At 72.3% G+C, this 11,954-nt stretch carries 12 protein-coding genes; 5 read left to right on the top strand and 7 right to left on the bottom strand.

What is annotated here, in order from left to right; all coding sequences use genetic code 11:
• Positions 1–131 precede the first annotated feature (131 nt).
• From RM788_RS01425 to RM788_RS01415, 3 genes are all read right to left on the bottom strand, one after another.
• Entirely contained in the window at positions 132–1,025 is an 894-nt protein-coding gene (locus RM788_RS01425) for an ABC transporter substrate-binding protein (protein WP_315929608.1), read from the bottom strand.
• A 93-nt stretch (positions 1,026–1,118) separates the two neighbouring features.
• Positions 1,119–1,970: a phosphotransferase gene (locus RM788_RS01420; protein WP_315929607.1), complete on the bottom strand. Its 852-nt coding sequence runs from the start codon at positions 1,968–1,970 to the stop codon at positions 1,119–1,121.
• 174 nt (positions 1,971–2,144) lie between these two features.
• Positions 2,145–3,347, bottom strand: a complete 1,203-nt coding sequence (locus tag RM788_RS01415) for a S1 family peptidase (protein ID WP_315929606.1) — start codon at positions 3,345–3,347, stop codon at positions 2,145–2,147.
• A 211-nt stretch (positions 3,348–3,558) separates the two neighbouring features.
• Here RM788_RS01415 and RM788_RS01410 point away from each other — a divergent pair, with 211 nt between their 5' ends.
• Positions 3,559–3,912 (top strand): hypothetical protein, encoded by a 354-nt coding sequence (locus RM788_RS01410; protein ID WP_315929605.1) that lies wholly within the window; start codon positions 3,559–3,561, stop codon positions 3,910–3,912.
• Here RM788_RS01410 and RM788_RS01405 read toward each other — a convergent pair.
• Entirely contained in the window at positions 3,863–4,669 is an 807-nt protein-coding gene (locus RM788_RS01405; protein WP_315929604.1) for an SDR family NAD(P)-dependent oxidoreductase, read from the bottom strand. The genes RM788_RS01410 and RM788_RS01405 overlap by 50 nt on opposite strands.
• Before the next feature lie 94 nt (positions 4,670–4,763).
• Here RM788_RS01405 and RM788_RS01400 point away from each other — a divergent pair, with 94 nt between their 5' ends.
• Positions 4,764–5,390: a TetR/AcrR family transcriptional regulator gene (locus RM788_RS01400; RefSeq protein ID WP_315929603.1), complete on the top strand. Its 627-nt coding sequence runs from the start codon at positions 4,764–4,766 to the stop codon at positions 5,388–5,390.
• A 299-nt stretch (positions 5,391–5,689) separates the two neighbouring features.
• Here the strand turns inward: RM788_RS01400 and RM788_RS01395 are convergent, their stop codons facing one another.
• Both RM788_RS01395 and RM788_RS01390 read right to left on the bottom strand, forming a co-directional pair.
• Positions 5,690–5,998: a DUF1540 domain-containing protein gene (locus RM788_RS01395; protein ID WP_315929602.1), complete on the bottom strand. Its 309-nt coding sequence runs from the start codon at positions 5,996–5,998 to the stop codon at positions 5,690–5,692.
• Positions 5,999–6,149: 151 nt separating this feature from the next.
• Positions 6,150–8,261 (bottom strand): M6 family metalloprotease domain-containing protein, encoded by a 2,112-nt coding sequence (locus RM788_RS01390; protein WP_315929601.1) that lies wholly within the window; start codon positions 8,259–8,261, stop codon positions 6,150–6,152.
• 75 nt (positions 8,262–8,336) lie between these two features.
• On the opposite strand from RM788_RS01390, the gene RM788_RS01385 reads away from it, so the two are divergent.
• Entirely contained in the window at positions 8,337–9,299 is a 963-nt protein-coding gene (locus RM788_RS01385; RefSeq protein ID WP_399342923.1) for an alpha/beta fold hydrolase, read from the top strand.
• A 9-nt stretch (positions 9,300–9,308) separates the two neighbouring features.
• Here RM788_RS01385 and RM788_RS01380 read toward each other — a convergent pair whose 3' ends face one another.
• Positions 9,309–10,277, bottom strand: coding sequence for a squalene cyclase (locus RM788_RS01380; RefSeq protein ID WP_315929600.1), 969 nt, complete (start codon positions 10,275–10,277; stop codon positions 9,309–9,311).
• A gap of 100 nt (positions 10,278–10,377) precedes the next feature.
• Here RM788_RS01380 and tsaA point away from each other — a divergent pair, with 100 nt between their 5' ends.
• Together tsaA and RM788_RS01370 are read left to right on the top strand one after the other, a co-directional pair.
• Positions 10,378–10,899 (top strand): tRNA (N6-threonylcarbamoyladenosine(37)-N6)-methyltransferase TrmO, encoded by a 522-nt coding sequence (gene tsaA, locus RM788_RS01375; RefSeq protein WP_315929599.1) that lies wholly within the window; start codon positions 10,378–10,380, stop codon positions 10,897–10,899.
• 71 nt (positions 10,900–10,970) lie between these two features.
• Positions 10,971–11,954, top strand: coding sequence for a MucR family transcriptional regulator (locus tag RM788_RS01370; protein ID WP_315929598.1), 984 nt, complete (start codon positions 10,971–10,973; stop codon positions 11,952–11,954).

Raw genomic sequence — 11,954 nt, 5'->3', positions numbered from 1 at the left:
GGTGTGGGCCGCTAGGACGTGACGAGGACTCCGCCGACACCCGTGCGCCCGGCCGGGGTGCCGACGAACTCGACCACCACACCGGCGCGGACGACCTCGGACGACGGGTGGACCGCGGATCGGTTCCGCGGTCACCCGAGCCTGAACGCCTCGCCGGGGTCGACCTCGCCCACGCCGTGCAGCACGTGGGCGAGGACTTCCGCGCCGCGCACGACCCGCGGTCCGGGGCGGTTGAAGTAGGCGGGACCGTCGAGCACCCACACCTCGGACAGGTCCGACCAGCCGGGCAGGGCCGTGAGCACGCCGAGTTCGGCGACGGTCCGTTCGGGCGCGAGGCCGCAGGGGAGCAGCAGCACGACGTCGGGCTCCGCGTCCCGGACCTGCTGCCACGTCATCGGCTTCGTGTGCTCGCCCGGCGCGGCCAGCAGCGGCGTGCCGCCCGCCGCGGTGATCTGCTCGGGCACCCAGTGCCCCGCGGGCCACAGCGGGTCCAGCCATTCGACCGCCACCACCCGCGGCCGTTCGCGGCCCAGCACCGCCGCCTCCACGGCGTCCAGCCGCGCCCGCAACGCCGCGATCCGCTCGGCGGCCACGTCGGCGCTGCCCAGCGCGTCGCCCACCACGCGCAGGCAGTCCAGCACCTCGGCCAGGGTGCGGGGTTCGAGGCTGATCACGCGGATGTCGGCGTCCAGCACCCGCACGGCGTCCGACACCCGGCGGTAGGAGAGCGCGCAGACGTCGCAGAGGTCCTGGGTCAGCACCACGTCGGGCGCGAGGGCGGCGACGCGGTCGGTGTCCAGGGTGTAGAGCGACGAGCCGCGGTGGCTGCCGCCCACGGCGTCGGAGATCTCCTTGCTGGACAACGCGTCCGGGTCGAACGTGCCCGCCGTGACGACCGGGACCGCACTGACCTCGGCGGGCCAGTCGCACTCGTGGGTGCGGCCCACCAGGTCCGCCAGGTGGCCGAGTTCGGCCACGATGTCGGTGGCCGCGGGCAGCAGCGACAGGATCCGCATGGCCGCCATCCAATCACCGCCGCGCCCCGCTGACACCGAGTGGGCGTGCCCCGACCGCTCGTCAGCCGGTCGCGAGCGCCGGGCTCCGCCCGGAAAAGGTGGTCAACGCCGGATGTCCAGGCTGTACCGGTCGACGTCCTCCCGGATCCGCTGGAGCCACTCCGCGCCGAGCCTGAGCCCGTCCGGGAGTTGGTCGTCCCGGTCCCAGCGCCACGTCGTGACGATCGCGAGCATCAGGAACCGGCACTCGCGCAGCAGGTCGTGGTCGACATCGGGGTAGTGCTCGGCGACCTCCTCGGGCGCGTGGGCGAGATCGAATTCGACCGGGCCGCGGCAGCACGTCTCCAGGTCGACGAACAGCAGCCCGTCCTTCGTGTCGAGCACGTTGCCGGGGTGCGGTTCGCCGTGCAGCAGCTGCTCGGGGGCGCCGCGCTCGCCGATCATCCGCTTCAGGCTCCGCAACGCGTCGCCGAGGAGCCGCCGGTCCGCGTCGACGAGCGCCGGAGTGAGGTCGCGGTCGGCCACGAGTCGTCGGGCCTCCTCGATCCGATCCGTGAACCGCGGCGTGGGGACGTCGATCCCGCGCATTCCGGCGTGCAGCCGCACGAGCGCGTCGGCGTAGTCGGCCGGTGGGATCTCCTGGCGGGCAAGGGGTTCGTGGTAGGCCCACAGCGTGACCACGAAGCCGTCGCGCTCGTGGACGCGCGGCTCCACCCTGGGCTCGAGGGCGGCCACCGGGCTGCCGGACGCGGTGAGCGCTTGGGCGAGGTCGACCTCGAACCGCGCGGCCTGGTGCGCCGCGGGCGCCACCCTGATCAGGACGTCGCACGGCAGCAGGCGCAGGGTGATCCTGTTCGAGTCCTGGAGGACGACCGCCTCGTCGGCGACCAGACCGAGCGCGGCGGCCGTGGACATGCTCGCGGCCACTGCGCGCGCGGCGTCCGATGGCTTCATGGTCCCTCTTCCCCGCGCGGTCGGTGCGACGAGGATCGGGTCGCCCTCGGTGATCACCTCCGCATCGCGGAGCACCCTACGGTTCGCGGCCCCGCCTGACGACGGGATTCCCGGACGGCGCGGGGGAGCCGGGCCCGACTGGGGTGTCGGGCCCGGCTTCGTGGTGGGGAGAGGTCACATGACCCGCACGTTGAACCTGGGCCCGTACCACGCCAGCGCCTTGGCGACGGGGTAGTAGAACGAGATGTTGTCCAGGCCTGCGGCGGCACGGCACCGCTTGCGGCCGTCGACCTCCACCAGCGCGCCGCCGCTGGTCACGCCCTCGGCCGTCCAGCCGGTCCCGTAGCCCACGTTGGCCCCGCCCGAGTCACCGGGCTCGGTGCACGCGTTGGTCCGGGTGAGGTAGAGCACCGGCTCCGCGACACCGGAGTAGTTCACCGTCTCGTCCTTGGCGAGGATGGTGCCGCAGGTCCACGCGGTGGTGCTGCCGTACTTGCACATGGCGGTGCCCACGGGCAGGTCCTGCGGCTGGCCGACGGTGATGTAGCCGCCGTGGGCGGCGTCGGACTGCACGTACGGGCCCTGCTGCCAGTAGGAGGCGTTCTCGGCCTTCACCAGCGCGTGATCCCAGTGCGGGAAGAAGCTCTCCGTCACGGTGCCGAAGAACTCGTGGTCCTCGCCGTCGACGTCGTCACCGGGCTCGACGCAGTGGCCCGCGGTCAGCATGTAGGTCTGCCCGGTGGCGGGGTCGTTGAGGTTGAAGCCCGCCGAGCACCGGCTGCCACCGCTGTAGATGACCTCGCCGCCGTTGATCCACTTCGTGGTCTCCGGGGCCTGGTCGACGTACTCGACCTCGACGGCGTCGCCGTGCCGCCCGAGGGCGTCGAGCGCCGCCGGGTGCTGCCCCTTGACCACGGAGACGACCACGCTGTTGGTCTTCGGGTCGGTGTGCCAGGACGCCAGGCCGTCGGTGGACGACGAGTCCTCCGCGTCGGCCGCGGTGTCGAGTTCGGTCTTGATCGCCTCCAGCGTCGCCCCGCTGTGCTCGACGACGTGGCCCCGCGCCCCGGCGCGCACCACGTCCAGGGTCCGCGCCGGGTCGCTGACGTTGACGTTCAGCGCGCCCGTCGCCGGGTCGAACCACGATCCGGCGTACGCCGTTCCGAGCGACGTGCGGAGGCCGCTGTCGACCGCGACCGCCCTGTCCTGCCGTGCACGCAGTTGGGTGCTCTGGGCGGCGGTCAGGCCGAGGTCCCGCTGCATGGCGGCGAGGACGTCGGAGTTCTCGGTAGGTGCGGCCAAGGCTGTCTGCTGCGCGGTCGCCGTGAGCGCGGCGATCGACGCGCCCACGACGAAGACCCGCATGAATGTGCGCATGACGTGGTTCCCCCTCTTTTTTCGCGCGACAACGAGGACAGCGAATCCGCCGTCCTGCGTGCGAGATGGATGTTGTCCGCGGGAATGCTCCCCGTGGTCATCACGGTATGAGCCCGTTCGGCCGCGCACAGCGGGGGAATCCCTACAAGAAACCCCTGTGTCCTGCTCCGCCGTGAGGGCGAGCGTCCTGTGTGGACAACCGGGGGGGTGGGTGTCGTGCGGAGGGGGCTGTCTCGCGCTGGAGGCAGCGGGCGGTGCACCCGGAGCCGACGACCTGCGCCGGGGCGAGGCCGACGCCACTGCTGGCCACGTGGTGGTGCTCGACCGCTCACCGGAGGCCGAGAGCTACCAGCGCCCGCTGGCCCCGGAGCACTGGCGGCGCGACGAGGCGTTCAGCCAGGTGGTCTGGTCGACCCCGGACGAGCGCGAGCCTGCCGATGTCGGCGAAGACCGCCATGGCGTCCGGCAGGGTGCCCGCGGCGGCTCCGGCCGAGGTGCCCAGGACGGGATCGGCGTCACCGGGCAGCGGTCGCCGCCGCCGTGGTCAGCCTGCCCATCAGCATGACCGAGCGCTTGCGGCTCGCGAGCCTGCCGAGCACGACCGTCAGCCGGTTCACCCGGCCGACGGCGATGCTGGGCGGTGGATTGCGCCGATCCAGCGCGCGCAGCGCGGTCTCGACGACCTGCTTCGGCGTCTGGAGCCGTTGGCCGCCCGCGGCCTGGTCGCCCGCGGTGTCGAAGAACTCGGTCTCGGTGGCGCCGGGGGACAGGGCCAGCACGCGCAGGCCGGTGCCGCGGTGCTCGTACCAGAGGGCTTCGGTGAAGCTGAGGACGAACGCCTTGGTCGCGCCGTAGACGGCCATCCGCGGCACCGGGTTGTACGCGGCCATGCTCGCGACGTTGATCAGCAGCCCGTGATCGGCCGCGCGCAGGTCGTCGATGAACGTCCTGGTCAGCTCGACGACGGCTTGGACGTCGAGGGCGATCTCGGTGCGCAGCCGCTCGGGGTCCTCCTGCTCGAACGGCGCGTGCGTGCCGAAGCCCGCGTTGTTCACCAGCCCGGTCAGCCGCAGGCCGCGCTCGCGGAGCTGGGCGGCGACGCGTGCGGCGGCATCGGGCTTCGCGAGGTCGTGGGCGAGCACGGTGACGGTCACGCCGTGCGCGGCGGTCAGTTCCGCGGCCAGTGCTTCGAGGCGCTCCGCCCGGCGGGCGACGAGGACGAGGTCCGAGCCCCGTCGGGCCAGGTGGCGGGCGAACTCGGCGCCGATCCCCGAGCTGGCTCCGGTGACGAGCGTCAGTGCGCCGCGGTGGTCGAGAGGCATGAGTGCTCCTTCGTTGGCATTGAGTGCCAACCTAGCACTTGATGTCAACAAGGCGTTGAATGCCGGACGGGCACAGCCTGTTACCGTGTGCGGCATGACGACGCGCCAGGCGCGGCCAGGGGCGGCAGCCGAGGGGCCGATGTGGGAACGGACCCGCAAGCGGGTCCGTGACGAGGTCGTGGACGTGGCGATGGAGCTGTTCGCGGCTCAGGGCTTCGAGGACACCACCGTCGAACAGGTGGTGACCGCGGCCGGGATCTCCAAGCGGTCCTTCTTCCGCTACTTCGGCACGAAGGAGGACATCGTCTTCGGCGACCTCGCCGAACAGGGCCCGATGATCCTGGAAGCGCTGCGGGCACGTCCGGACGACGAGCCGATCTGGGACGCGCTGGGTCACGCGCTCCGCGCGTTGGGCGCCCACGTCGATCCGGGCCGGGGCATCGCGATCGCGCGACTGGTCCTCACCAGCCCCGGCCTGCGGGCCGCCCACCTGGAGAAGCACCTGCGGTGGCAGGAACACCTCGCCCCCGAGGTCGAACGCCGCCTCGGCGACAGCGACGACCCGCCCGGCCTGCGCGGCGAGGCGATCGTGGCCACCGCGCTGGCCTGCCTCGACGCCGCCACCGCCAGCTGGCTCCAGCACGGCGGCCGGGGTGGGATCGACGAACTCGCCCGGCTCAGCGACCGGGCGCTCGCCGCCGTCCGCGCCGCGGCCGGATGACGTTCCGCCGCGGGACGAGCCGGTCGCTGTGTTCCGACTCCGCCGCGCGGACCACGGCTTGCTGAATCGGGTGGCGTAGCGCGTGTGCTGCGCCATTGTCTTGAGGTCGGGTAAAAAGCGCGTTATGGCGAAGTGCCCCATGTCCGCCGATCCGCGGACATGGGGCGGTCACAAGCCAATGGAGAACTCCTGCCGCCTGCGACCACCGCGGCGAGCGGTTCCGGTACTCCGCACGACATGAGCGGTACCGCGCTCCTGTCATGCTTTCGGGTGTTCCGGATGTCGAGGCGGAAGCGCGATCAGTTCCGCTGGTAGGTCAGGCAGTTCGCGAGGTGGTCGCCCTTACCCGCGCCGATGCGGACGCTCTTCGCCGTGCACTCCAGGGAGGCGTTGTGGACGCAGTCGGTGCGCGAACACGCGCCCACCTGCGCCACGACCTTCTCCAGGCCTCCCTTGGTGCCCAGCGGGATGAAGGTGCCGCAGTCGGCGGCGCCGTTCTCGCCGCGCACGGTGATGGCGAAGGCGTGGCAGCCGTCGTGGTTGTAAGAGCAGCCGCTCACGGTGCACTCGTGGACGGACGGCATCGCCGGATTCTCGGTGGTGGTCACTTCGGTTCCTGCTTTCCGTGGTGGAAATCGGTTCGGGTCGGGTAGAACGGTGCCACCACGGATCGGGATTCGCAATTCGAAAGGATTTAGGAGAGCCTATCCTGTTAGTTGATGAATATCATTCATGAACATCTCCGGTGAATTCCGGCCGTCACCTCCCGACCACGGTGCAGGAGGCGGTCGCGGTCTTGGTCGGATCGCTTTCCGACGTGGCCGTGAGGGTCACCTTCGACACCGGCGGACCACCGTTGCGCTTCGCGTGCACGGGCACCTCCACCCGGCCGCCGGACTTCGCGGTCGCGAGGGCGTTGGGCACCACGACGGACCAGCCGCTCCCCGCCGCCTTCGCCGACACCCGGTACACGTCGCCGTCGAGGTACTGGGCGACGGGCTCCGGGTGCTGCCCGGCGGGAGCGGCGGCGCGACCGGTGTTGAGCAGCGGGAACCGGCACGTCGCCACGCCGTCCGAGCCGGTGCGGCCGATCGCCGGCATCACCCGGACGCCGCGCTGCCGCGGGCTCGCGCCGTCCAGCGAGCGGATGGCCACCGTGTAGGACAGGACGCCCTGGCCGTCACGTTCGACGTCCAGCACGTAGAAGTGCAGCCGGTTGGCCTGGTCGACGTACTCGTACTCGCTGCCGGAGTTCGTGCCCGCGTGGAACAGGGCGTCCGACAGTTGCCGGTAGTCGCCGACCGTGATGGGCACGGCGGTCCCGTCCGGCAGGACGTAGTCGGTCATGCCGATGTCCTGCGGATTGGCGTCCACGACCCACGCGAACGGCGCCTGGTCCTCGTTCTTGGTCTTGGCCAGCAGCACGCCGGCGTCCGGCGTGAACGAGTCGACGCCCATCCGGTCCACGACCTCGACGGTGTAGTTCTGGTACCCGCCGCCGTCGCAGAACGGGTCGGTCCGGATGTCGCAGGCGGGCGAGAGGTCGCCGGTGCCGAGCGCGATGTTGACGCCCGCCAGCCCGTCGGGCCCCGACTGGACGGTGCGGGCGGTGACCTGCGCGACGACCAGGCCGGAGTCGGCCAGCGCCTCCCTGGACAGCCGCAGCACGTTGCGCTCGTCGACGATGCCGAGCTTGATCTTGTTGCGGAGCATGTGCTGCGAGCCCATGGACCCGCCCGCGGTCGCCGGGACGACCCAGCGGGAGTGCGGGCCGCCGGGACCGTTGAACGAGCCGCGCGACAGCATGTCCCAGATGCCGTTGTAGTCGCGGCGCGGCGGACTGCCGTAGGGGTTGCCGTAGTTGTCGCCGATGCCGAGCAGGTGGCTCAGCTCGTGCGCGTACACGCCCTGACCGGAGCTTTCGGCCTGCGTGGACGAGCCGCCGCCGGCGTTGGGCCAGATGCTGGAGCCCGCGGCCCACGACGTCCAGTCGACGTAGCGGGTGCGCGACCAGTTCGGCAGGGCGGGGTCGGGCGGGCCGAACTCGTCGGTCACGTCCTCCTTGGTCGGGAACTTCATCATCCCGAACTCCTGCCACGTCCCGGACTCGTCCTGGCCCGCGGACAGGAAGTAGACGAAGTCGTACCCCTTGGGCACTTCCGCGCCGACGTCGGCGAGCCAGGCGGCGTTGCCGTCGGTGCGGATGTTGCGGTTGCACGTGTCGCCCGCGGGGCAGGCGGTGCCGCCCTGGAACTCCATGGCGTACTCGTGGTCCTTGCCCGGCATCGTGTACGGGCCGAACCCGGTCAGGTCGACGCCGTAGCGCCCGCCGGAGTCCTCCATCCAGTACTCGTTCACGGTGTGGCCGCGGTTGATGCCGTTCGGCTTGTTGAGGAAGTCCTGGTAGAACCCGGCGACCTGGTCGCGCGGGACGCCGCTCGCCTCGGCGCTGGGGTTGCCGAACACCGTCGACCGCGCGGGCTGCGTCACGACGAACGGCTGGTTCGGGTAGTCCAGCAGGACCAGCGCGCCCTTGAAGTTGCGCACCGAACCCCTGGTCGACGGGTCGGCCCAGTCGGTGCCGGGGATCTTCCGGTAGTCCCGCTCCCACGTCATGTGGTCGGGGTTGACCCAGTTCTGCGGGTCGACGGGGACGGGGAACCCGGCTTGCGCCGCCACGCGGGCGGAGTCGCGGGACTGCTGCCACGGTTGCTGCTGCGGCCAGTGGTCGAGCTGCCAGTGGTGCGACGGCTCGTCGAGGGGAGCGGCGGTCACCCCGGCGTTGCCGGCGGTGAGCGCGGCGACCGAGAGCAGCGCGGTGATCAGCAGGGCGGGGCGCCGGTGCCCACGACGGACGCGTGTGCGGTGCATGCCACCTCCGTGGTGTGAACCACCCACGCTATCCACCGGCGACCGCGTCACGAGGTCGCGCGGACACGTTGTCAGTTGACGGAAATCCTCGGCGGGGTGGCGTGGGGCAGTGCTGCCGACTCCGTGCCGGCGGTCGCGGGCCGGTCGGGGTTGGGCGATGCTGGCGAGATGTTCGAGGACTTCGAGTCGAAGCAGATCGAGGTGGACGGGGCATCCATCTTCACCCGGTTCGGGGGACGGGGGACGCCGGTGCTGCTGCTGCACGGGCACCCCCGGACCTCGGCGACCTGGCACCGGGTCGCGCCGAAGCTGGTCGCGGCGGGGTTCGCGGTCGTGTGCCCCGATCTCCGCGGTTACGGCCGGTCGCGCGGACCGGCCTTCACCGCCGATCACGAGGGCTACTCGAAGCGGGTCGTGGCCGGGGACGCGGTGGCCGTGATGCGGTCGTTGGGGCACGAGCGGTTCTTGCTCGCCGGGCACGATCGCGGTGGCGCGGTGGCGCTGCGCCTGGTGCTCGACCACCCCGAGGCGGTGTCGCGGGTCGCGTTCGTGGACTGCCTGCCGATCAGCGAGCACCTGTCGCGCATCACCGCGAAGTTCGCCACGCAGTGGTGGCACTGGTTCTTCTTCGCCCAGCCCGACATCCCCGAGCGGGTGATCACCGCGGATCCGGATCGCTGGTACCGCGGCGATCCGCGGGTGATGGGGCAGGAGAACCACGACGAGTGGCGGGAGGCTATGAGGAGGCCCGACGTGGTGCGGGCGATGTTGGAGGACTACCGCGCGGGCCTGGCCATCGACCGCTACCACGAGGAGGCCGATCGGAGCGCGGGCAGGCGGATCGGGTGCCCGGCACTGGCCCTGTGGTCGCTGAAGGACGACCTCGAGGACCTGTACGGCGATCCGCTGCGGATCTGGCGGGACTGGGCGCCCGACGTGCGCGGGCACGGGATCGACTCCGGGCACCACGTGGCGGAGGAGGCGCCGGACGCGCTGGCCGACTCGCTGGCGGAGTTCTTCCTGGACGGGCGCGGGTGAGGGGACCGGTCAGCCCGCGGCGGCGTCCCACCAGGTGAGGACGCGCGTGCCGTGCAGGGTCAGCCACTTCGACGGTTCGCCCGCGGGCACGTCGACCTCGAACCAGATCCGGCCCGGCTGCACCTCGCCCTGGAGCCACGTGCCGTCGGGCAGGCGGGCGGCGCGGACCAGGTCGACCGCGTCGGCGATCCGCGGGTCGGGCGCGGTGCCGTCGAACGCGGTGGCCCGGCGGAAGTAGTCGGTCGCGTTGAGCGCGTTGTAGGCCCAGCGCATCGGGTAGGCGAAGCGGTTCACCCACGGGCCCACGGGTTCACCGGTCGAGAGCCTGCGCAGGAGGTCGCGCCGCAGGAGGTACTCCTCGCCGGAGCGGCGGGCGGCACGGGTCGCCTCGGTGCCGCCGGTCGCGATCTCGTGGTCGAGCAGCGCCTTGAGGGCGTTGAGGGTCGAGTGGAACGAGGAGCGCGTCGAACCCTCCACCCACTCGCAGTTCCAGCCGCCGTCGGGCAGCCGGTGCTCGACGAACCAGTCGACGACGCCGGTGACGTCGGCGCCCAGCCACAGCCCGTTGGAGACGGTCCAGGAGTTGATGCAGCAGTCGACCTCGCCGCCCCAGTAGGGCAGCTCCTCGTACTCCCAGCGGCAGTTCTCCTCCAGCAGTTCGACGGTGCGGCGCCCACGCGGGACGGCGGCGTCCAAGCCCCACTCGCGCAAGGAGTTGAGCGTCCACGTCGTGGCCGTCCACGGCTGCCCCTCCTCCTTCGGCGCGTCGGGCGCGGGCGCGGGGAAGAACGCGCCGCCCGCCCACTGGCCGTCGGGGTCCTGGAGCGCGAGCAGCCGCGCGCCGAAGCCCTCGGTCGCGACCTCCGCCCGCGTCGCCCGCCACACCTCGGGCGGCGCGCCCACCAGGTCGCGTTCGACCTGCCAGCGCAGCGCGGGGTCGGAGTCGAGCAGCCACGTGGTCAGGTCGCCGGAAACCATCCGACGACTCTAGACCGCGGCGCGCGGCCACCGGTCGATCAGCCCGTACCCGCGCGAGCGGAGCCAGCGGCTCTGCAACGCCGCGGACGCGGAACCACGGGTGCGCAGGGTCGGGCGGGTGGATACCTGCCCGTTGACGGTCGTCGGTGTCGCCCGCACCGCCAGGACGACCAAGGCGGACACGCCCGTGCAGGCCGGTCTCAACCGGGCCGAACACGGTGCCGTGCACGTCGCGGAGGAGTTCGCCGAGGGTCTGGCGGAGTTGGACGGCTTCGACTACGCGTGGCTGGTGAGCTGGCTCGACCGGCATGGCGAGACCGGGGAGGCGCCGTTGGTCCAGGTCCCGTACCTGCTGCGCCGCACCCCTCGTCCGGTTGGGCTGTTCGCGACCCGCAGCCCGCGCCGGGTCAACCCGATCGGACTCAGCCTGGTGCGGCTGCTGGGCGTGGAGGGCACGACTGTGCGGTTCGCGGGTGTGGACCTGCTTGACGGGACGCCGATCGTCGACATCAAGCCCTACGTCGCCGCCTTCGACCTGCCGCCCGGTGAGCCGCGGTGCGGCTGGGTCGACGAGGTCGCGCTGGCCGAGGGTGCCACGCCCGCCTCCCTCGACCCGCGCTGATCCCCCGATCGTGACCCTTTACCCCCGTGGACGGCTGCTCTAGTCTCAGTGTGACTAGTGGAGGAGCCGCCGTGACCCTCGCCGAGCACGCGCCGATCGGTTCGGTCGTGCACGAGGGCGACCGGGTCCTGTGCCACGTGTGCGGCCGCTGGTTCAAGTCCGTGCTCGCCCACCTGCGCGCGCACGGCACGGACGACCTCGCCTACCGCGGGGAGTTCGGCCTGGAGCGCAACGCCCCGCTGGAGGGCGCGAGCACCCGGCGGCGCCGTGCCGACGCGCTGCGCAGGCGGCGGGAGACCGACCCCGCCGTCCGGGCGTGGTGCGCGGAAGGTGAGCACCGCGCCCGTTCCGGCGCGCTGACCGAGGCCGCCGCCCAGGCCGCGCGCGGGCGCAGGCACCCCGAGCAGCGGCGCCGCAAGACGTTGCGCTCGCTCGCCTCGATCTCACCGGAAGCGCGCAACGACGGCATCCGGCGGCACGCGCTCGTCCGGCTCCGCACCGTCGCGGCCAAGGCCGCCGCCGAACTCGGCTTCCCCGACGTCGGCGCGCTGGTCACCGACCGGGTCCTGGCCGGGCACAGCCTCGCCGCGATCAGCCGCGAGGCCGGACTGCACAAGGACTGGCTGTCCCGCCACCTGAGGACCGTCGACCCCGACACGGCGGCCGCGATCGCCGAGCACGCCCGCGTCCGCCGCCTCGACGCCCCGTGGCTGCCGGTCCTCGCCGAGCTGGGTTTCGGCGGCGTGCCGGAGTACCTGCGCGACCGGCACCTGCGCCAGGCCCGCTCGGTGCAGGCCGTCGCCGCCGAGACCGGACTGAGCCGCACCGCCGTGCAGACCGCGTTGACCAGGCACGGCCTCACCCGCGTCTCCCACGCGACCTCGCGCCGCCGGGTCCGGGACGGAGCCGCGGCCGTGGCGGAGCGGTTCGGCCACCCCGACGTCGCCGCCTACCTCGCCGACCGCCGCGCGGCGGGCCTGAGCTGGAAGACGATCGCCGCCGAGTGCGGCCGGTCGCAGTCCTGGGTGCGCAGGCGCGCGGGTCTCATCCGCTGA

Source organism: Umezawaea sp. Da 62-37 (genome assembly GCF_032460545.1).
GTDB lineage: Bacteria > Actinomycetota > Actinomycetes > Mycobacteriales > Pseudonocardiaceae > Umezawaea.
Note: the sequence above shows the minus strand (reverse complement) of the source record. Positions and strands in the feature narration are given on the sequence as shown.